The sequence below is a fragment of the Microbacterium meiriae genome, from assembly GCF_040702565.1.
In the GTDB taxonomy this organism is placed as follows: Bacteria; Actinomycetota; Actinomycetes; order Actinomycetales; family Microbacteriaceae; genus Microbacterium; species Microbacterium meiriae.
This window is the reverse complement of record NZ_JBFBLJ010000003.1, coordinates 404042-424679: the sequence shown is the minus strand read 5'-3', so window position 1 is coordinate 424679 and position 20638 is coordinate 404042. Positions and strand designations below refer to the sequence as shown.

Below are 20638 nucleotides of genomic sequence, written 5' to 3'. Positions count from 1 at the left end.
GGACGCGTCAGTAATGCGGGGGCACGTCGCGGAGGAGCTGGTCGTCGTTGGGACCCTTCCGGTCGCCGGGCGCCGACCGCTGCGGCGCGCCGCCCTCCGGGACCTCCGGTGCCGGATCGCTGCCATCGACCGGCGTCAGCCGCGCCCGCCGGGAGCCCGGCACCCGGACGACCCGCTGCCGCGGCTCGTCCCGGCCCTCAGTCATTCCGGTGATCGCCGAGATCGAGGGGCTGCGTGTCGTTCTCCGCGCGCGGGGCCGTCTCCGAGATGCCGAGCACCGTCGCGATCCGGGACGCCACGGTGCGCGGGTCGCTGTAGAGGTCGAACGCGTGCACGCGGACGTAGTGCCAGCCGAGGCGACGGAGCACATGAGGGCGCAGCCGCAGCGTCTCGCGCAGGGATTCTCCCCGGGACTCCGGATCGGACTCGATCACGACCGCCTTGCCGTTGTGCTGCGCCACGAGCGGCAGGAGTCCCCGATAGTCGACGTCGACCGAAGCCCCGAGACGCCGGAGCTCCCTGGCCAGTGCGAGGGTGAGCGGGTCGGCCAGGTCCTCCAGTCGCGCGTCGCGGGCACGGGCCGCGAGACCGCCGAGGATCGACATGAGCGTGGCCGCGCCGTGCTCGAGGCGCCCGTCGTCGAAGGCCGAGGGGCGGATGGACGAGACGATGACCATCGAGCGCCGTGCGCGGGTCATCCCGACGGTCAGCAGTCGCTCGCCGTCGGGCGTCGACAGGTCGCCGAAGTCGCTGAGGACACGGCCGTGCTTCGTGAGCCCGAAGCCGAGGGAGAAGATGACGCGGTCGCGGCTCTCCGCGACGGACTCCTCGAGCGTCAGCACCGCGAACGGCTCCGCGGTGTCGCGGGCGACGAAGTCGGCGACGTCGGAGCGTCCCGCGAAGGCGGCGGTCACGGCGGCGCGCACGCGCTCGGCATGGCGAGTGCTGGCGGTGACGACCATGAGCGATTCGGTCGGGCGATGCACCGCATGCTCGACGACGAGGGTGACGACGCGGGCGACCTCGGCGTCCGGGCTCTCGACGGCGCCCGAGACGGGGTCGGGCGCGCCGGTACCGCCTTCGACGTAGTCGACGGTGAGGCTGCCGCGCCCCAGGTACGAACCGGCCCACGGGAGGGAGACGATCTCGCCGCCGTAGAACGCGTCGTTGATGAGCTCCGCGAGATCCTCGCCGCCGGCCCGGTAGCTGCGGGTCAGGGTCATCACCGGGAACAGCTCGGACAGGCGCTCGAAGACCGAGACGTCATCGAACGGAACCTCCTCCTCCCACTCCTCGGCGGGGTCGACCGCGATGCGGAAGGGAGAGGGACGCTGCGTGACCGGATCGCCGAACGCCACGACCTGACGGGCGCGGCGGATGGCCGGCGCCGCCTCGGCGAGGTTGATGGCCGCGGCGTCGACGAGGAGCACGGTGTCGAACTCCACCGCATCCGGGATCTCCGGCACCAGATAGGGCGACGAGATCCAGACCGGAGCCAGCACGTCGACGAGGGTCGGCGCGGCGCTGACGACCTCCGCGGCCGTCGTCGCGGACTGGGTCAGGGCGCGGCGGAGGTTCTGCGACTGCTCGGGCTCGTCGACGATGGCGATGCGCCACTGGTTCGCGAGCTGCCACGCGAGCAGCGGCCCTGCCATGGCCGCATGGGCCTCGTCCACCAGCCGGAAATCGCGCTCGAGGCGGTCGACCACGGCGGTGTTCGCGCCGAGCAGCGCCCGGTTGTCCTGCAGTGCGCGCTCCAGGAGGGACTGCCACCAGGCGTACTCGAGCTCCTCCCCCACCCGCGCCTCGGAGACGTGCCGCACCGAGAGCTCGGTCAGCAGCGGCTCCAGGCCGAGGAGGGCGAGCTCGTCGCGCAGCTGGGCACGCTCGACGAGGTTCTCGAAGACGTCCGACTTCGCGGCGAGGCCGGCGAGCATGCGCACGAGCCGTGCGACCGGCAGGGACGAGAGGGGCTCGCGGCGGCCGAGGGCGGCATCGAGCTCCGCCAACTCCGCTTCGACCCGCTGCCATGCGGAGGACACATCGGCCAGACCGAGCGGGATCTCCGGAGCGACGCCCGCCTCCACGTACCGCTGCCACTGGGTGCGCTGGGTCTGGATGCGCAGCAGCGCCTCGTGCATCTCCGTCACGTGCACGCCCGGGCGGACGTATTCCTTGGCCAGGCGACGAAGCCGACGACGATTGGCCCCCGACATCCCTGGCGCGTCCCGTCGCGAACCGTGGGCCTGGATGAGCTCCCCGAGCGGCCGCTCGAACACGGTGGGACTGAAGCGGTCGAGCGTGTCGCGGATGCCCTCCAGCAGCCCGAGGTACTCGCCGAGTTCGTCGATCGTCGAGAAGGGCCGCATGTGCGTCTGCGCGATGAGCTCGTACCCGCGCTCGAGCAGGGCGGGCACGCTGTCGGCGTGCAGGCGTCCGGCGAGCTCGTGCGCGGCGCGGGCCGCCTCGGTGCTGCCGAAGGTGACGCCGTACCAGGGCGAGTCGTTCGGCCCGACGCGGAACTCTCCGAGGCGCGCGGCCTGCGCCAGCGCCGCGGCCGCGTCCGTGCGGTCCCTTGCCAGCCTGCGCAGCGCATCCACGCTCAACCGCGCTGTCGTCGACGGGGGGACGGGAAGCGAGGCGAGGCGGGTGAGGTGTCGGGTCGCGTCCAGCACGGAGGCGTCGAGACCGGGGACGGGGACGGTCAGCGCGTCTCGGTAGTCGCGCAGCACCGTGCGCAGCCGCACCAGCGCGTCGTCGACCTCGCTGACCTTCGGAGCCGTCGCCTTCTCGTTGCGTCCGATCGCGCGGACGAGATCGCGGCGCAGGCTCCCCGGCGACACCGCGAGGCTGTCCAGCCCGATACCGGCGAGGCGATGACGAACACCGTCGAGCGTGGACCGCCGGGCCGAGACGACGAGGACCTTCTTCCCGGCGCGGACGAGCTCCCCGAGCGCGTTGATGACGGTCTGCGTCCCTCCGGTGCCCGGAAGGGTCGCCACGGTGAGGGAGTGCCCGGCGGCGATGCGGGCCAGCACGGCCTCCTGCTCCGCATCCGCATCGAGCAGCAGGTTGTCCGAGGCGGGCGCACGGTCGTCGGGCCCGACGTGGTGCGGGACGGCGCGGGGTGCCGTGACCTGCTCACGATCGCCGACGTGGCCGCCGAGCGCGTTGAGGACGGGATGATCGAGGCTGCCGCCGTCCTGGGCCATGGCGCCGGCGACGTCGGCGAAGGTGGAGACGACGAGTCGCGGTTCGACGGAGAACGTCTCGATGGATCGGGTCAGCGCGCGCAGGCTGTCGATCACGGGCTGGGGCTTGAAGATGCCGCCGTCGTACGCGAGTGCGGCGAGCGCTGACGCATCGAGGGTCAGCCCGAAGTGCTCGCGGGCGACCCGCACGAGCTCCGGGTTCACCTCGAACGCCCCCTGCAGCTTGAGCTCGAAATCGGTGTGATGGCGGCGGATCGCGAGCGGCCGCAGCAGGACGGGGGCGGCGAAGGTCGCCCCGCCGATGCGCCACCGTGCGACGCCGACGGCGAGGTGGACCGCTTCGATGCCGCGGACGGTGCGCAGCTCGGTGTTCTTGGCCGTGATGCGCTCGGCGGCGAGCCGCGCGGTGCGCAGACCCACCTCATCGCGGAAGAGGTTGGACAGGAGCGTCGACTTGCCGGTGATGAACTGCGGGAGGCTGCCGGGGTGCGCCTTGGAGATGTCGATGCCCGACTCCGGGCCGTCGCGGAAGCTGCTCAACGGCGAAGGCCCACCCAGATCAGCCGCCTCCGCCCGCAGCCGCGTGCGCTCCGCCTCCGCGGCGTGCGCGATGCCGACGCCGGTGGACGAGTCGCGCAGGTCGCCGAGGGACACAGCGTTGTCCACCGCCGTGTTGTTCGCAGACCTGCTTTCCCGTCGCCACACACTGACACCCTAGGCGCGACACCGCCGGAGATCGGTATCCCCGGCGGGTTTCCGGTGAAAAACCGCCGGTGCGGCACTCGCTCGGACTACTCCTGCCCGCATGGTCGTGCGCTCTCGTTGTCCACGGAACGCGCGACGGACCCGGCGACCGGTTCTCCGCTGTCGACCCGGACGGTCAGGATGGGGACATGACCTTCCGCTACGACTTCGCTCCGACGCCCTTCGGCGACGCCCTCGCGGTCTTCTCCGACGACGGCATCGTGCGCTTCGATCTGTCCGAGTCCGCGGATCCGCAGGTGCCCTGGCTGCTGGAGGGCGTGTCTCGGCAGCTCGGCGCCGTCCCGGAGCCCGTGCCCGGAGCTGCCGACGAGCTCGTCCCGCTCCTGGAGGCGTACTTCGACGGAGAGCCCGTGCGCTTCGACGAGCATGTCGCTCTCGACTGGCGCCTCGTGGACGGCTTCCACCGGGCGGCGCTGCGCACCGTCTGCGAGATCCCGTGGGGACAGACACTGAGCTACGGGGAGGTCGCGGTCCTCGCCGGCCACCCCGGAGCGGCCAGGGCCGTCGGCACCGCCTGTCGGCTCACACCGTTCTCCCTCATCGTGCCCGTGCACCGGGTGGTGCGGTCCGACGGCTCCGCAGGGCACTACGGCGGTCACCCGGAACGGAAGAGGTTCCTGCTGGACCTCGAGTCCCGGTGAGTTCCCCGCTCCTCGGGTGCGGGCCCGGCGAGTAGGCCGCCGGGCCCGCACCCGAGGGGTGACGCGTCAGTGATCGACGGCTTTCTCCGCACCGAAGCCGGTGAGAGAGCGCACCTCCATCTCGGCGGCCAGCTGGGGCGACTCGCGCCGGGTGCTCGTGATGGTCCCGAGCCAGCCGAGCGCGAACCCGAGCGGGATCGAGACGATGCCCGGGTTGTTCAGCGGCCAGATCGCGATGTCGATGCCGGGGATCATCGACGTGGGTGTGCCGGAGAACACGGGCGACAGGATGATGAGGATGATCGCCGAGCCGAGCCCGCCGTACATGCTCCACACCGCACCGCGCGTCGTGAATCGGCGCCAGAACAGCGAGTAGAGGATCGTCGGCAGGTTGGCGGACGCCGCCACGGCGAACGCGAGGGCCACGAGGAAGGCGATGTTCTGCCCCTGCGCCCCGATGCCGCCGACGATCGCGAGGATGCCGATGACGATCACCGTCCGACGGGCGACCCGCACCTCGCCGTTGGGATCGGGCTCGACGGGCTTCCCCTCCGCGTCCCTGCGTCCCTTCTGGATGACGTTCGCGTAGATGTCGTGGGCGAACGACGCCGCCGCGGTGATCGTGAGTCCCGCGACGACGGCGAGGATCGTGGCGAACGCTACCGCGGAGATGAACCCGAGGAGCACCGGACCGCCGAGCTTGAGCGCCAGCAGCGGAGCCGCGGAGTTCACGCCCCCTGGTGCCGCCGCGATCACGTCGGCGCCGACGAGCGCGCCGGCGCCGTAGCCGAGCACGAGCGTCAGCAGGTAGAAGCCGCCGATCAGCCAGATCGCCCACACCACCGAACGCCGCGCCTCCTTGGCCGTCGGCACGGTGTAGAAGCGCATCAGCACGTGCGGCAGGCCCGCGGTGCCGAGCACCAGGGCCATCCCCAGCGAGAGGAAGTCCCACGGGTTCGCGCCGTACTGCAGGCCGGGCGCCAGCACCGCCTCTCCCTTGTCGGAGTTCGCCACGGCGGCCTCCAGCAGGGTGTTCAGGCTGAAGCCGTTGATCGCGAGGACCCAGATGGTCATCGCGAGGGCGCCGCCGATCAGCAGCACCGCCTTGACGATCTGCACCCAGGTGGTGCCCTTCATACCGCCGATCAGCACGTAGACGATCATGAGGATGCCGACGACGGCGATGACGACCGACTGCCCGACCCTCCCGTCGATCCCCAGGAGCAGCGACACGAGACCGCCTGCCCCGGCCATCTGCGCGAGGAGGTAGAAGAAGCACACCGCGAGCGTGGTGATCGCCGCCGCCATCCGCACCGGCCGCTGCTGCAACCGGAACGAGAGCACATCCGCCATGGTGAACTTGCCCGTGTTGCGCATGAGTTCGGCCACCAGCAGCAGGGCGACCAGCCAGGCGACGAGGAAGCCGATGGAGTACAGGAATCCGTCGTAGCCGTTGATCGCGATGGCACCGCAGATGCCCAGGAAGGATGCGGCGGACAGATAGTCGCCCGCGATCGCGAATCCGTTCTGAGGTCCGGTGAAGGACCTCCCCGCCGCGTAATAATCGGCGGCGGTCTTGTTGTTCCTGCTGGCGCGGATGACGATGAACAATGTCACCGCGACGAAGGCCAGGAAGATCGAGATGTTGAACACCGGGTTGATGTCGAGCGCGACATCCTCGGTGGCCGTGCGGATGATGCTCATGCGTCGGCCTGCGCCTTCTCGAGTTCTTCACGGATCTCCGACGCCAACGGATCGAGTTTCCTGTTGGCGAACGCGACATATGCCATCGTGATGGCGAACGTCGTCACGAACTGCCCGAGCCCGAAAAGCAGCCCGACGGTGATATCCCCCCATACGCGCTGCGCCATGAAATCGCGGGCGAATGCGGCCAGCAGGACGTAGACGAAATACCACACCAGGAAGAACGCGGCGAGGGGGAAGATGAATGACCGCTGCGTCCGTTTCAACCGCAGGAATCGAGGGGATTGCTCGACGGCGACGTAATCGATCGCACCGTTCTGAGGGGTCGGAACCTGTTCGCTCATGGGGCCTCCTTGCCACATGTCCGCTGCACGCGCGGCCGTCGCCGCCCGAGTGGTAGGGTCGACGCTACGAAACGGGGAACACCGCCGTCACCCCCGAAAGTAGGTATTCGTGAGCTCTCCGATCACCGTCGAACCCGAGGCGGAGCTCGTCGCCAACGCGGTGCGCGAGCTGGCGCGGCGCACGCGCTTCCCGGTGGCGTTCGGTGGGCTGATCGAAGAGGGCGTCGTGAGCGTCACGAGCATCGTCGGAGCCCGCACACGCGCTCTCGACGGTCTCCGCGTACGCCCCGAGCGCGGTCTCGGCGGGCGGGCCATGATGGAGCTGCGTCCGCGGATGACGAGCGACTACGGCTCCTCCCGCCAGATCACCCACGACTACGACGTCTTCGTCCTCGGCGAAGGCCTGCGGACCCTGCTCGCCCTGCCGATCGTCGTCCAGGGCCGCCCTCGCGGCGTGCTCTATGCCGGCGCGTGGGCGGAGGAGAGGATCGGCGGCGTGACCACGGCCCCGGCCATGCAGGTCGCCCAGTCCGTCGCTGACGAGCTGCGCATCCGCGACGAGGTGCAGCGGCGCCTCCGCGCCGCATCGCCGACACCCGCAGCGGTCGCGCCGGCACAGCGCGAGGAGCTGCGGGAGAGCTTCGCCGAGCTCCGCAGCATCGCCGCGACCGTCGACGACGCCGGCATCCGCGCGCGGCTGGCGCAGGTCGAGCGCCGACTGCTGACCCTCGCCGGAGACGACCTGCCGACGACCACGACCGGCCCGGTCCCCGTCGTCCACCTCTCCCCGCGCGAGACGGATGTCCTGGCCTGCGCCGCCCTGGGATCGACGAATGCGGAGATCGCCGCGCACCTCGGTCTGCGGGAAGGGACGGTCAAGGCCTATCTCGGCACCGCGATGTCGAAATTGGATGCGTCGACGCGGCATGCCGCCGTGACCAAAGCGCGTCGCGCCGGCCTTCTCCCCTGAATCGACATTCTCGGCGGCTGCGTCATTGTTCGCCATGACGAAACGGCCTTTGTTGTGCGCATTCCCGCACCCGCGATAAAGTCGGCCCCATGGCGAGACGAATTGTGCACCAGCTGGTCGACGACATCGACGGCACCGTCCTGGAGGTCGGAGAAGGCGAGACCGTGCATTTCTCGCTGAACGGCACCTCCTACGAGATCGATCTGAATTCCGCGCACGCCGAGGAATTGCGACAGGCACTCGAGCCCTACATCACGGCCGGGCGTCGGGCCGGATCGGGAGCGGCGTCCGGCGGAGGACGGTCCTCGTCCTCGTCCTCGTCGCGGAAGCGGCCCTCACGCAACCCGGAGGTCGCCGCGATCCGCGCCTGGGCGAAGGAGAACGGCTACACGCTCTCGGAGCGGGGTCGCGTACCGGCGCCCATCCTCGAGGCCTACCGCGCCGCGCATTGACCCGGTCCCGCCCCACCTCACGGTCGGGCGGGATCTTCTTTCGCACCCTCGAGCGCCCACGCCTCATCGCGGAGGGTGATCTCCTCCGTCATGTCCAGGAGGAAGCGGATCACGACCTCCCGCTCCGCCGCCGACAGACGCGCCGCCGCGTAGAAGCGCTTGGCCTGCTGCCGCCCGACCGTCTCCATCGCGGCGTGCCTGGTCTCGGGGGTGATGGTGATCGCGAGGGCTCGTCGGTCGGTGGGATGCGGCGAGCGCCGGATGTGCCCACCCTTCTCCAGCCGGTCGAGCAGCTTCGTCGTCGCGGCGGTGGAGACCCCGAGATGGTGGGCGATCCCGCTGGGCGTCGCCACGACCGTTCGGTTGTCGCACACGATCAGGTAGTGCAGCGCGCGCATGTCGGTCTCGTTCAGCTGCATGTAGCGCCGGGACGCCTGCGAGAGACGCTGCTCGGCCTCGCGCAGCCCGCCGAGCGCCTCCATGAGGCGTCCGATCTGACGCAGATCCTCCGGGGCGACGCCCGAGCGATCGACGAGCGTACTGCGCGGGTCGCTGGCGTCGACGTCGTAGATGGACCCCTGAGCGAGTTCGTCCCGCTCCGCCGCCGCCGTCGCGTGGGCGACCGGGGTGGTGCGGGGCTCGGAGGGCATGCGATCATGTTACACACGAACAGCTTCATGCTAAGTTGATATTTCGCCAGGTTAGCTAAACGACGAGAGGACGCTATGGACAACGTCACACTCCTCGCCGAAGACGGGACTGCCGTCGGCATCCTGCCCAAGAGCGAAGTCCACACGACCGACACTCCTCTCCACCTCGCCTTCTCCTGCTATGTGCAGGATCGAGAGGGACGCCTCCTCGTCACGCGTCGCGCGCTCGGCAAGCGCACGTGGCCCGGGGTCTGGACCAACAGCTTCTGCGGGCACCCGCAGCCCGGCGAGGACATGGCCGACGCGGTGCGACGGCGCGGCTCCGACGAACTGGGTATCCAGGTGACCGAGATCCGCCTCGCTCTCCCCGACTACCGTTACCGCGCCGTGGACGCGAGTGGCATCGTGGAGAACGAGATCTGTCCGGTGCACGTCGCGGTGGTCGACGAGCAGCCCTCGGCGAACCCGGACGAGGTGGCGGAGTGGGAGTGGGTCGATGTCGATGACCTGCTCACCGCGGTCATCCGCACCCCGTTCGCCTTCAGCCCCTGGCTCGCCGAGCAGCTCCCTCTCCTCCGTCGACACGGGGAGGTCTGAGCCATGGCGGTCATGGTGACAGAAGAAGACCTCGGCACCAGGATCGAGGCGGTGCTGCGACGACGGTTCGCCGAGCGCACTGCCGCCGCCGAGCACTACGGGGCGGAGTTCGCCGCCCTGTGGCACACGGCCGCCGAGCACGCCCTCGGCGGGAAGCTCCTGCGCCCGCGCATGCTCATGGACCTGCTGTCCGCACTCGCCACGACCCCCCTCACGGAGAAGGACACGGCGCGGGCGATCGACGTGGCCGCTCATGTCGAGCTGCTGCATTTCGCGTTCCTCCTGCACGACGACGTCATCGACGGCGACCTCACCCGCCGCCGCCGTCCCAATCTCATCGGCTCCCTGGTCTCCCGTCGCCCCGACGAGGCCGGCGATGCGGCGCTGCACTGGGGCCGCTCGAGCGCCATCCTCCTCGGAGACCTCCTGCTCTCCACCGCCGTGCTCGGCTTCGCCCGTGCCGACGTCCCCGCGCCGCGACGGGAGCGGCTCCTCGCTCTCCTCGAGACGACCGTGTTCGAGACCGTCGCCGGGGAGCACTCCGACGTCGCCCTCAGCGACGGCATCATCGCGGCCGACCTCCGCACCATCCTCGCCACCAGCGCGTCGAAGACCGCCGCCTACTCGTTCGTCCTCCCGCTCCGCGCGGCGGCTATCCTGTCCGGCGCTCCGACCGCCGCCGAGGAGCAGCTGACCGAGATCGGCGGCCACCTCGGTCTCGCCTACCAGCTGCAGGACGATCTGCTGTCGGTGTTCGGTGACCCGGACGCCCACGGCAAGGACCCGTATTCCGATCTCCGCGAGGGCAAGGAGACCGCGATCATCGCGTACGCCCGGATGACCAGCCACTGGCCCGGCATCGAATTGCGGTTCGGCGAGAACGACCTCAGCATCGACGACGCGGCGGAGATGCGCGACCGCCTCCGCGAGTGCGGCGCGGAGGGATTCGTCCGAGGACTCGTGGAGGAGCAGCTCGCGGCCGTGTCGACAATCCTGGCGGAAGCCGAGGAGGCGGGCACGCTCTCGGCCGACGCCGGACGCATCATCCTCGCTCTGGCCGACCGGATCGAGGGCCGCAGCCGATGACCGCGACCCCTTCCGAGCCCCGCGACGACGCGGCGCTGCGACGCTTCAGCCGGACTGCCGAGATCGCGACATCCGACGTCATCCGCACCTACTCGACGTCGTTCGGACTGGCGACGCGTCTTCTCGGGCGACGCCATCGCCAGCACGTGCGCAACATCTACGCCATGGTGCGCATCGCGGACGAGATCGTCGACGGCGTCGCCGCCGAGGCCGGACTCGATGCCGGTGCACAGGCCGCGGCCCTGGACTCCTACATCACGGAGACCCATCGCTCCATGCGGACCGGCTACAGCAGCGATCTCATCCTGCACGCGTTCGCGCGAACGGCGCGCGAGTGCGGGATCGGCGAAGACCTCACCCAGCCGTTCTTCGACTCGATGAGGGCCGACATCTCCGGCCCGTCCGGCTTCACCGCCTATGACGCCGACGCACACGCCGCGTACGTCTACGGCTCGGCGGAGGTCGTCGGCCTGATGTGCCTGCGGGTCTTCCTGCGCGACGCCACGCGGACGCCGGAGGAGCTCGACATCCTCGACCGCGGAGCGCGTCGGCTGGGCGCCGCGTTCCAGAACGTGAACTTCCTCCGTGACCTCGCCGACGACACCGACCGCCTGCAGCGCGGCTACCTCGGCGGCACGGAACCTCTCACCGACGCCGACCGCGACACCTGGGTCGACACCGTCCACCGTCAGCTCGCCGACGCGAGAGCCGCGATCCCGCTGCTCCCGAAGGACGCCCGTGCCGCTGTCCGGAGCGCCCTCGCCCTCTTCGCCGCCCTGACGCACCGCGTCGCACGCACGCCGGCCGCGGAGCTGTACCGCCGCCGGGTGCGCGTGCCGGACCCGATCAAGGCGCTGCTCGCTGCGCGCGCCGTCCTCGTCACGGCCCTGGAGCGGGACCGATGAGCCGCGTCGTCGTCATCGGCGCGGGCGTGGCCGGTCTGGCCACGGCCGGGCTGCTCGCGCGCGACGGACATGACGTCGTGGTGCTGGAGAAGAACGACCGCGTCGGCGGACGGGCGGGCACCATCGAGCGCGATGGTTTCCGATTCGACTCCGGCCCGTCGTGGTACCTCATGCCCGAGGTCTTCGACCACTACTTCGCGATGATGGGGACCACCACCGAGGAGCAGCTCGACCTGACGCTGCTGGATCCGGGGTACCGCGTCTTCCGCTCGCCCGAGTCCGGCGACGACCCCGTGACGGTGCCCGCCGGGCGGGAAGCCGTGTCCGCGCTGTTCGAGTCGATGGAACCGGGCTCCGCCGCGGCACTCGAGACCTATCTCGCCTCCGCCCACGATGCCGGCTCCATGGCGAGGCGGTACTTCCTCTACAATCCGTTCACCCGCACCAGGACGCTCGCCGCTCCCGAGGTGGTGCGCGCGCTGCCGCGACTGTTCTCGCTGCTCGGCACCCGCCTCCAGGCTTTCGCCGCCCGGCGCTTCCGGCACCCGGTGCTGCGGCAGATCCTCGGCTACCCCGCCGTCTTCCTGGGCACCGACCCGCGGACGGCGCCGGCGATGTACCACCTGATGAGCGCGCTCGACCTCGACCAGGGCGTGCTGTATCCGCAGGGCGGCTTCTGGCGTGTCGTCGAGCGGTTGGCGGCGCTGGCCCAGGATGCCGGCGCGCGGATCGTCACGGGTGCCGAGGTCACCGGGATCCGCACGCAGGACGCGGACGGTGCGACCCACGTGACCGGTGTCGGCTGGACGGATCGCGACGGCCATCAGCACGTCGAGGACGCGGACATCGTCGTCTCCGGCGCCGACCTCCACCACACCGAGACGGCGCTGCTGCCTCCCACGCTGCAGTCCTATCCGGAGTCCTGGTGGGCGCGGCGCACGAGCGGACCCGGCGGCGTGCTCGTGATGCTCGGCGTCCGCGGGACCCTGCCCGAGCTCCCCCATCACTCGCTGTTCTTCACCGACGACTGGGATGCGAACTTCGACGCGATCTTCGGTCGCACCCCCGGCGTCCCCACGCCGGCGTCCACCTACGTCTGTCGGCCCAGCGCGACGGACGCGGGGGTCGCGCCGGACGGGCACGAGAACCTCTTCGTCCTGATCCCGGTCCCGGCCGACGTCGAGCTCGGCCACGGCGGGAGCGACGGCGCCGGCTCGCCGAAGGTCGAGAAGGCCGCGGACGCCGCGATCGACATGATCGCAGCGTGGTCGGGGATCCCCGACCTGCGCGAGCGGATCGTGGTCAGGGAGACGGTGGGTCCGGCCGACTTCCGCGACGACTACCACTCGTGGCGGGGCGGGATGCTCGGCCCCGCGCACATCCTCTCGCAGAGCGCCATGTTCCGCGCGCAGAACGCCTCCCGGCGCGTGCGGGGGCTGTACTACGCCGGAGCGACCACCGCGCCCGGCGTCGGCGTGCCGATGTGCCTCATCAGCGCCGAGATCGTGCTCAAGCGCATCCGAGGCGACCACTCGCCCGGCCCGTTGCCGGAGCCGGCCACCCGAACCCCCACACCCGAGAAGGCATGATGGGCGCGATCTACCTGACCGCCCTGCTCGTCTCCCTCGGCTGCATGCTGCTGCTCGACTGGCGGTTCCGTCTCTTCTTCTGGCGGGATGCCGTGGCGGCGGCCATCGTCACGATCGTCGGACTCGCCTTCTCCCTCGTCTGGGACGTGGCCGGCATCGCGGCGGGGATCTTCTTCCGCGGCGAGGCGGCGATCGCCACGGGTATCGTCCTGGCTCCGGAGCTCCCCCTGGAGGAGCCGATCTTCCTGATCTTCCTCGTCGTCTGCACGATGGTGCTCTACGGCGGCGCCGTCCGGCTTCTGGATCGCCGTCGGGTCAGCGCAGGGGAGGGAGCGGCGCGATGACCTACCTGCAGCTGTCCGCCGTGTTCCTCGCCGTCGCCGCTCTGGCCGCGGTCGCCCTCTGCGTCGGAGCGCGGCGCACCCCGCACCTCGGCGCCCTCACGCTCACCGCGCTCGCTCTCCTCGTGCTGACCGCCGTGTTCGACACCGTCATGATCGCCACCGGGCTGTTCCACTACGCGCCGACGCAGCTCGCCGGCGTGCACATCGGTCTCGCGCCGCTCGAGGACTTCGCGTATCCGCTGGCCGGGGTGCTGCTGCTCCCCGCGCTGTGGACCGCCCTGCGCGCGCGCCGATCCCGGACGCGCACCGCCGCAGACCGGGAGGAGCACGCATGACGGAGAAGACCTCCCGCGGCGGCATCGGCCACGACATCGCCCAGATCCTCCTCTCGTCCCGGCCGATCAGCTGGATCAACACGGCCTTCCCCTTCGCCGCCGCCTACCTGCTGAGCACCAGGGAGATCGACGCGACCTTCGTGATCGGCACCCTGTACTTCCTGGTGCCGTACAACCTCGCGATGTACGGCATCAACGACGTCTTCGACTACGCCTCCGACCTGGCGAACCCCCGCAAGGGCGGGATCGAGGGCGCGCTGCTGTCCCCGCGCATCCACCGCGCGACGCTGTGGGCGGCGGCCGCCACGAACGTACCGTTCCTGGTCTACCTCTTCGCCGTCGGCACCCCGGCGTCGTGGCTGTGGCTCGCCGTGAGCGTCTTCGCCGTCCTCGCCTACTCGGCTCCGGTGCTGCGCTTCAAGGAGCGCCCGTTCCTGGACTCCGTGACCTCCAGCACGCACTTCGTCAGCCCCGCCCTCGTCGGCCTCTCCCTCGCCGGAGCGCCCGTCACCACGACCAGCGTCCTCGTGCTCGTCGCGTTCTTCCTCTGGGGCATGGCCGCTCACGCGTTCGGTGCCGTGCAGGACATCGGGCCCGATCGCGAGGGTGGCATCTCCTCCATCGCGACCGTGATCGGCGCGAGGGCGACCGTCCGGCTCTCCCTCGTGCTGTGGGCCGTCGCCGGCGGTGCGATGCTGCTGACCCCGTGGCCGGGACCGCTCGCCGCCGTGCTGGCGCTGCCCTACATCGTCAACGCCGCGCCGTGGTGGAACGTCACCGACGAGACGTCGGCCGGGACCAACCGCGCCTGGCGCCGGTTCATCGCACTCAACTACATCGCCGGCTTCCTCGCCACGATGATCCTCATCCTCGCCTGGGTCTCCTGACCCTTCGCGCCCCGCCCCCTCTCCCGAAAGGACCCCGATGTCCCGCCCCGCCCCCGCACCGACGCCGCCGACCCGCGAGCGCACCCGACGCCACTCCTGGCTGCGCGTGTTCCTCCCGGTCGCCCTCATCCTGGTGTGGCTGGCGGGTGCCTCCTTCGGCGGTCCGCTGTTCGGCAAGGTCGACGAGGTGTCGTCCAACGATCAGACGACGTACCTGCCGGAGTCCGCGGACGCCACGACGGTGCAGCAGCTCCTCGGTGAGTTCACCGACAGCGACGCGATCCCGGCGATCGCGGTCTTCACCTCCGAGGAGGAGCTGACGCCGTCCGAACTCGAGGCGATCTCCGCCGCCGTGGCGGACGCCCCGGACGTGGAGGGGGTCACTGACGACGTCTCCCCCGCGCTCCCCTCCGAGGACGGCCGGGCCGTGCAGGCCTTCATCCCGATCGACGGCGACGCCGAGCTCAGCGATGCCACCGCCGCTCTCGGCGACGAGCTGCGCGCGGCGGTACCGGACGACATCACGGTCTACATCACGGGGCCGGCAGGCTTCACAGCCGACCTCGCCGCCGGGTTCGCCGGCATCGACGGACTCCTGCTCGGTGTCGCCCTGCTCGCCGTGCTCGTGATCCTCGTCCTCGTCTACCGTTCGTTCCTGCTGCCGCTCGTCGTGCTCTCCACGAGCCTGTTCGCGCTGTGCGTCGCGCTCCTCGTCGTGTGGTGGCTGGCGAAATGGGAGATCCTGCTGCTCAGCGGGCAGACCCAGGGGATCCTCTTCATCCTCGTGATCGGCGCCGCCACCGACTACGCGCTCCTGTTCGTCGCGCGGTTCCGGGAGGAGCTGAGGGTCGCGCAGGACAAGGGCGTCGCCCTCCTCGCCGCGTGGAAGGGATCGGTCGAACCGATCGTCGCCTCCGGGGGCACCGTGATCGCGGGACTCCTGTGCCTGCTGCTCAGCGACCTGAAGTCGAACAGCACGCTCGGCCCGGTCGCGGCGATCGGCATCGTGTTCGCGATGCTCTCGGCCCTCACGCTCCTGCCCGCGCTGCTGCTGTTGTTCGGACGCGCGGTCTTCTGGCCCCGGCGTCCCCGGTTCGAGCCCGAGGTCGTGGCCGAGGAGCACGGCATGCGCACCCCCGGCCTCTGGGCGCGACTGTCGGGCCTTATCAAGAAGCGCCCCCGCGTCATCTGGATCGCGACCACCCTCGTCCTCCTCGCCGGCGCGGCCGGCGTCACACAGCTCGACGCACAGGGCGTCCCGCAGTCCGACCTCGTGCTCGGAGCGTCGGAGGCGCGCGACGGTCAGGTCGCACTCGGTGAGCATTTCCCCGGCGGCTCAGGGAGCCCCGTCTCCGTGATCGTGGACGAGGACCGCCTGCAGGATGCCGCCGACGTGCTCCTCGCGAACGACGGGATCGACGGGGTGACCGTCACCGCGGCCGATTCCCCGAGCGGGTCCGCCCCGGTGACGACGGACGGGATCACGGCCGTCGGCCCTCCCGGGACCCCCGCTCCGGAGCCCACGACGGTCGACGGCCAGGTGCTCCTGCAGGGGACGCTGACGGATGCGGCCGATTCCGCCGCGGCCGCCTCCACCGTGCGCGAGCTGCGCGGAGAGCTCGACGACATCGGAGCCGTGGTGGGCGGGGTGACGGCCACCTCGATCGACACGAACGACGCGTCCATCCACGACCGCAACCTCATCATCCCGGTGATCCTCGTCGTCATCATGATCATCCTGATGCTGCTCCTGCGCTCGATCCTGGCGCCGGTGCTGCTGATCCTCACGACGGTGCTGTCCTTCGGTACGGCGATGGGCGTCTCGGCGCTGGTGTTCAACGGCATCTTCGACTTCCCCGGTGCCGACCCCGCGGTCCCGCTCTACGGCTTCGTGTTCCTCGTCGCCCTGGGCATCGACTACAACATCTTCCTCATGACAAGGGTGCGGGAGGAGTCGAAGCAGCACGGGACGAGGGAGGGCATCCTCCGCGGGCTCTCCATCACCGGCGGCGTCATCACCTCCGCCGGGCTGGTGCTGGCGGCGACGTTCGCGGCACTGTCGGTGATCCCGATCCTCTTCCTCGTGCAGCTCGCGTTCATCGTCGCGTTCGGCGTGCTGCTGGACACGTTCGTGGTGCGTTCGCTCCTCGTGCCCGCACTCGCCTACGACATCGGGAAGACCATCTGGTGGCCGTCGAAGCTGTGGCGGCGCGGGCAGCCCTGACGCATGCGGAAGCGGGAGTGCCCTCGACAGGATTCGAACCTGCGACCTGCCCTTTAGGAGAGGGCTGCTCTATCCTGCTGAGCTACGAGGGCGCACAGCCAGTCTACGGGACCACGGTTGCGCGCCCTCGCGCTGGCTCTCACGCGGCGAGGGCGAGGTAGGGCTCCCAGCGGGGATCGCTGCGCTCCACCCCGCGCACCGTCCACGCCGTCCCGTGCGGCGGGCGCGGCGTGAACCGCAACTGCCACCGCATCTCCTGCGGGGTGCGGTTGCTCTTGAGGTTGTTGCAGCGCAGGCAGCAGGCGACGAGGTTCTCCCAGGAGTCCGCGCCGCCGCGCGAGCGGGGCAGGACGTGGTCGATCGTCGCCGCGGCCTTGCCGCAGTATCCGCAGCGATGCCCGTCGCGCCGCAGGACCCCGCGGCGGGTGACCGGCACGCGACGGCTGAGGGGGACGCGCACGTAGCGGGAGAGGATGATCACCGCCGGGCGATCGTAGACGCCGTGGGTTCCCCAGACGGGGTCGTCCTCGACTCTCTCGATGACCGTCGCCTTGTCGTTCATGACCAGGACGAGGGCTCTCTTGAAGGACACGATCGCCAAGGGCTCGTATCCGGCGTTCAGGACCAGTGTGCGCATTCGTCATCCTCTCGATCCGCCGGGACGGCTTCCCGGCACTCTCGACTCACACGACGTCGTGCAGGAGGAGGAGTGTTCGCAGGGACGAGAAAAGGCGCCGTCTACAGACGGCGCCTTTCGCGCGCGGCAGCACCGCGGCATCCCTGCGGGCAATGCCGAAGGACGTGACGACCGAGAGCGTCCATGGTTCGGATGCTCGGTGTTCGCTCCATCAGCCTCTCCCGCCTGTATGACGACGGGTTCAGGCTAACCCATCCCGCGAGGACCGGGGCGGAACGGGAGATGAATGCTCGAGAACGTGTCCCGGTCAGCCGGCGTTGACGGAGAGCCAGGACATCGGCTCGACGAGGCCGCCGTTGATCCAGACCTCGAAATGGAGGTGGTTCGCGGTCGACCGTCCCGTGCTGCCCACATAGCCGATCAGCTGTCCGGCGGCGACGGTCTGCCCGGCCTGCACCTGGCGCGACCCGTAGAGCATGTGTCCGTACGTGGTCTGGACCTGCTGACCGCCCACGACGCTGTCCAGCATGACGGCGACGCCGTAGCCGCCGATGCTCTCGGCGGAGGCGCGCACGACGCCGGCCGCGGCGGCGTAGATCGGCGTGCCGGCGGGCGCGAGCATGTCGGCGCCGTTGTGGCCGCCGCCGACGGTGCGGCTGACGTTCCAGGAGCCGAGCGGCAGCGGGTAGCGGACCTGGCCGGAGCCGGGAGCGACGAGTGCGTAGCCGGCCGTGTTGAAGGTGCCTGACGAGGGTGCGGAGGCGGAGGCGGAAGCAGCGGCAGCGGCGGCCCGCGCCGCGGCGGCCGCGGCCTCTTCGGCCTTCTTCTTCTCGATCTCCTCCGGCGTGGTCGCGCTGAAGGCACCACGTACGAGCGGAGCGGCCGTGGCCTCCGACGCGACGACGAGCGACTGCGCGTCGACCGCGGCGAGCTGCTGCACGGTCTGCGCCGTGGCGTCCATCGGCTTGGACGCCGCGTAGGCGGGCAGCGCGACAGCGGCGACGAGAGCGCCGACAGCACCGAAGATCGCCACCGACCGGAGGGGGGCTGCGATCTTCCGAGCACTGACCCGTGCACCGGTGCGCCGGGCGGGTACTCGATCTTCAGATGTCTTCGCGGTCGGTTCGATGTCTGCGGCCAAAACGTGGTCCTCCTGAGCCCTCGCACCTCGGGTGGTGCTGGCCCGTCGACGTTCTGCCCCAGGGCAGAGATGCACTACTCGGGTTCGAGTGCGTCCCTGTCGGGAAGACGACGAGCCGGAAGGCGGATCTTCGCGGTTCGCCCCCAGCGGGCTTCTTCGCTGAGGACCTGACCGAGGTTACCGGAAGATAACGATCATGTCACCCTGGGAAACTGACAATCCTCGGTGAGCGCTTCTCAGGCCGGTTCGCCGACGAGGAAGATGTGCGAGGCCAGCTCCACGGGGAGCTCGAGACCCTCCTCCTTGCCGTCCATCTGGATGAGCACATAGCCCTCGTTGAAGCGGAAGTCGCCGCGGGCCCCGGGCACGACGCCCGCGTCACGCAGCTGCTCCAGGAGCTCCGGGTCGACCTGGGCCGGCTCGGCGAGACGGCGGACCGTCCCCTCGACCGGCTCGCCTGCGGCGTTCAGCCGCTGCACGAGACCGATCACACCCTCGTCGAAGGTGCGGGCGGGAAGGTCGCCGAGCTGGTCGAGACCGGGGATCGGGTTGCCGTACGGCGACTCGGTGGGGTGCCCGAGCAGCTCGACGAGACGACGCTCCACCTGCTCGCTCATGACGTGCTCCCAGCGACAGGCCTCCTCGTGCACGAAGGCCCAGTCCAGCCCGATCACGTCCGACAGCAGACGCTCGGCGAGGCGGTGCTTGCGCATCACGTCGACGGCCTTGCGGCGCCCGGCGTCGGTGAGCTCGAGCGTGCGGTCCTCGGACACCACGACGAGGCCGTCGCGTTCCATGCGACCGACGGTCTGCGAGACCGTCGGTCCGGAGTGCCCGAGGCGCTCCGAGATGCGCGCCCGCAGCGGCACGATGTTCTCCTCCTCGAGTTCGAGGATGGTGCGGAGATACATCTCCGTGGTGTCGATCAGATCCGTCATGTGGGCCCTCCGGAAGTTCTTAGGCAAGCCTACATTCCTCCGGCGACATCGGACGGGGTCGCGGACGGGAGGAACGGCGGGATCCCCCTAGAATCTAGCCATGGCGATCGAGATTCCCCGTGACCTCCTGCCCACAGACGGCCGCTTCGGCTGCGGCCCCTCGAAGGTGCGCGGCGCGCAGCTCGAGGCGCTCGTCACGACGGGGGCCTCCGTCCTCGGGACCTCGCACCGCCAGGCACCGGTGAAGAACCTCGTCGGCAGCGTCCGCGAGCAGCTCGCCGCTCTCTTCCGTCTCCCCGAGGGATACGAGATCATCCTGGGCAACGGCGGCTCGACGGCGTTCTGGGACGCCGCGGCCTTCGGCCTGATCGAGCGACGCAGCCAGAACCTCGTGTTCGGTGAGTTCGGCGGCAAGTTCGCCAAGGCGGCAGGAGCCCCCTGGCTCGAGGCGCCGGATGTCCGCTCCGCCGAGCCCGGATCGCGGAGCGCGGCCGAACCTGTCGACGGCGTCGACGTCTACGCGTGGCCGCACAATGAGACCTCGACCGGCGTGGCCGCGCCGATCGAGCGCGTCCGCGCCGACGGTGCCCTGACGGTGATCGACGCGACGAGCGCCGCGGGCGGCATCGACGTCGACATGACGCAGGCCGACGTCTACTACTTCGCCCCGCAGAAGAACCTCGGCTCGGACGGCGGGCTCTGGTTCGCCGCCGTGTCTCCGGCCGCGATCGACCGCATCGAGCGGATCGCCGCCTCGGGACGCTACATCCCGGAGTTCCTGAGCCTGAAGCACGCGGTGGACAACTCGCGGCTCAACCAGACGCTCAACACCCCTGCGCTCACGACGCTGCTCCTCCTGGACGACCAGCTGCGGTGGATCCTCGGCAACGGCGGTCTCGCCTGGGCCGCTGCGCGCACGGCGGAGTCGTCGTCGGCGCTGTACGACTGGGCGGAGGCGTCCGCCGTCGCGACCCCCTTCGTCACCGACCCGGCGCACCGCTCACCCGTGGTCGCGACGATCGACTTCGACGACAGTGTCGACGCCGCGGCGATCGCCAAGGCGCTCCGCGCCAACGGCATCGTCGATACCGAGCCGTACCGCAAGCTCGGCCGCAACCAGCTGCGGGTGGCGACGTTCGTCTCGATCGAGCCGGACGACGTGCGTCAGCTCATCCGGGCCATCGACTTCGTGCAGGAGAACCTGGCCGGCTGAGCGT

Annotated in this window: 20 protein-coding genes and 1 tRNA gene; 12 read left to right on the top strand and 9 right to left on the bottom strand. The window is 70.4% G+C overall.

What is annotated here, in order from left to right:
* Nucleotides 1-7: 7 nt before the first annotated feature.
* A complete protein-coding gene (locus AB0310_RS15840; protein ID WP_187662047.1) occupies nt 8-205 on the bottom strand; it encodes a hypothetical protein in 198 nt (65 codons plus the stop codon).
* Complete coding sequence (locus AB0310_RS15835) at nt 198-3878, bottom strand: AAA family ATPase (protein WP_232089062.1); 3681 nt, start codon at nt 3876-3878, stop codon at nt 198-200. The genes AB0310_RS15840 and AB0310_RS15835 overlap by 8 nt, the downstream gene beginning before the upstream one ends.
* Before the next feature lie 227 nt (nt 3879-4105).
* On the opposite strand from AB0310_RS15835, the gene AB0310_RS15830 reads away from it, so the two are divergent.
* Complete coding sequence (locus AB0310_RS15830) at nt 4106-4618, top strand: methylated-DNA--[protein]-cysteine S-methyltransferase (protein ID WP_187662048.1); 513 nt, start codon at nt 4106-4108, stop codon at nt 4616-4618.
* 66 nt (nt 4619-4684) lie between these two features.
* On the opposite strand, the gene AB0310_RS15825 is transcribed toward AB0310_RS15830, so the two are convergent.
* Entirely contained in the window at nt 4685-6322 is a 1638-nt protein-coding gene (locus AB0310_RS15825) for a monocarboxylic acid transporter (RefSeq protein WP_366237606.1), read from the bottom strand.
* Nucleotides 6319-6666 (bottom strand): DUF485 domain-containing protein, encoded by a 348-nt coding sequence (locus AB0310_RS15820; RefSeq protein ID WP_060921784.1) that lies wholly within the window; start codon nt 6664-6666, stop codon nt 6319-6321. Before AB0310_RS15820 ends, AB0310_RS15825 begins: the two co-directional genes overlap by 4 nt.
* Before the next feature lie 109 nt (nt 6667-6775).
* Between AB0310_RS15820 and AB0310_RS15815 the strand changes: the two genes are divergently transcribed.
* Nucleotides 6776-7636 carry a LuxR C-terminal-related transcriptional regulator gene (locus AB0310_RS15815; RefSeq protein WP_315637896.1) on the top strand — a complete coding sequence of 287 codons (861 nt, stop codon included), beginning with the start codon at nt 6776-6778 and terminating at the stop codon, nt 7634-7636.
* An 89-nt stretch (nt 7637-7725) separates the two neighbouring features.
* On the top strand, nt 7726-8088 hold the full coding sequence (locus AB0310_RS15810; RefSeq protein WP_268776767.1) for a histone-like nucleoid-structuring protein Lsr2: 363 nt from the start codon (nt 7726-7728) through the stop codon (nt 8086-8088).
* Nucleotides 8089-8105: 17 nt separating this feature from the next.
* On the opposite strand, the gene AB0310_RS15805 is transcribed toward AB0310_RS15810, so the two are convergent.
* On the bottom strand, nt 8106-8738 hold the full coding sequence (locus AB0310_RS15805) for a MarR family winged helix-turn-helix transcriptional regulator (RefSeq protein ID WP_187662052.1): 633 nt from the start codon (nt 8736-8738) through the stop codon (nt 8106-8108).
* Between the two features lie 75 nt (nt 8739-8813).
* Here AB0310_RS15805 and idi point away from each other — a divergent pair, with 75 nt between their 5' ends.
* The 8 genes from idi to AB0310_RS15765 are packed head-to-tail and all read left to right on the top strand — an operon-like array spanning nt 8814 to nt 16705.
* Nucleotides 8814-9335 carry an isopentenyl-diphosphate Delta-isomerase gene (idi, locus tag AB0310_RS15800; protein WP_366237605.1) on the top strand — a complete coding sequence of 174 codons (522 nt, stop codon included), beginning with the start codon at nt 8814-8816 and terminating at the stop codon, nt 9333-9335.
* 12 nt (nt 9336-9347) lie between these two features.
* A complete protein-coding gene (locus AB0310_RS15795; RefSeq protein ID WP_366237604.1) occupies nt 9348-10421 on the top strand; it encodes a polyprenyl synthetase family protein in 1074 nt (357 codons plus the stop codon).
* Nucleotides 10418-11326, top strand: a complete 909-nt coding sequence (locus tag AB0310_RS15790) for a phytoene/squalene synthase family protein (RefSeq protein ID WP_259951437.1) — start codon at nt 10418-10420, stop codon at nt 11324-11326. The genes AB0310_RS15795 and AB0310_RS15790 overlap by 4 nt, the downstream gene beginning before the upstream one ends.
* Nucleotides 11323-12915: a phytoene desaturase family protein gene (gene crtI, locus AB0310_RS15785; RefSeq protein WP_366237603.1), complete on the top strand. Its 1593-nt coding sequence runs from the start codon at nt 11323-11325 to the stop codon at nt 12913-12915. Before AB0310_RS15790 ends, crtI begins: the two co-directional genes overlap by 4 nt.
* Nucleotides 12915-13259, top strand: coding sequence for a lycopene cyclase domain-containing protein (locus tag AB0310_RS15780; protein WP_366237693.1), 345 nt, complete (start codon nt 12915-12917; stop codon nt 13257-13259). The genes crtI and AB0310_RS15780 overlap by 1 nt, the downstream gene beginning before the upstream one ends.
* Entirely contained in the window at nt 13256-13594 is a 339-nt protein-coding gene (locus tag AB0310_RS15775; RefSeq protein WP_187662057.1) for a lycopene cyclase domain-containing protein, read from the top strand. The genes AB0310_RS15780 and AB0310_RS15775 overlap by 4 nt, the downstream gene beginning before the upstream one ends.
* Complete coding sequence (locus AB0310_RS15770) at nt 13591-14481, top strand: prenyltransferase (RefSeq protein ID WP_187662058.1); 891 nt, start codon at nt 13591-13593, stop codon at nt 14479-14481. The genes AB0310_RS15775 and AB0310_RS15770 overlap by 4 nt, the downstream gene beginning before the upstream one ends.
* A 37-nt stretch (nt 14482-14518) precedes the next feature.
* On the top strand, nt 14519-16705 hold the full coding sequence (locus AB0310_RS15765; protein ID WP_366237602.1) for an MMPL family transporter: 2187 nt from the start codon (nt 14519-14521) through the stop codon (nt 16703-16705).
* Between the two features lie 18 nt (nt 16706-16723).
* Here the strand turns inward: AB0310_RS15765 and AB0310_RS15760 are convergent.
* The 4 genes from AB0310_RS15760 to AB0310_RS15745 form a co-directional block, all read right to left on the bottom strand.
* A tRNA-Arg gene (locus AB0310_RS15760) sits at nt 16724-16797 on the bottom strand.
* 47 nt (nt 16798-16844) lie between these two features.
* Nucleotides 16845-17342 (bottom strand): HNH endonuclease, encoded by a 498-nt coding sequence (locus AB0310_RS15755; protein ID WP_060921795.1) that lies wholly within the window; start codon nt 17340-17342, stop codon nt 16845-16847.
* 307 nt (nt 17343-17649) lie between these two features.
* Complete coding sequence (locus tag AB0310_RS15750; RefSeq protein ID WP_366237601.1) at nt 17650-18375, bottom strand: M23 family metallopeptidase; 726 nt, start codon at nt 18373-18375, stop codon at nt 17650-17652.
* 344 nt (nt 18376-18719) lie between these two features.
* Entirely contained in the window at nt 18720-19421 is a 702-nt protein-coding gene (locus AB0310_RS15745; RefSeq protein WP_025105536.1) for an iron-dependent transcriptional repressor DtxR, read from the bottom strand.
* Between the two features lie 100 nt (nt 19422-19521).
* On the opposite strand from AB0310_RS15745, the gene serC reads away from it, so the two are divergent.
* Nucleotides 19522-20634: a phosphoserine transaminase gene (gene serC / locus AB0310_RS15740; protein ID WP_366237600.1), complete on the top strand. Its 1113-nt coding sequence runs from the start codon at nt 19522-19524 to the stop codon at nt 20632-20634.
* Nucleotides 20635-20638 lie beyond the last annotated feature (4 nt).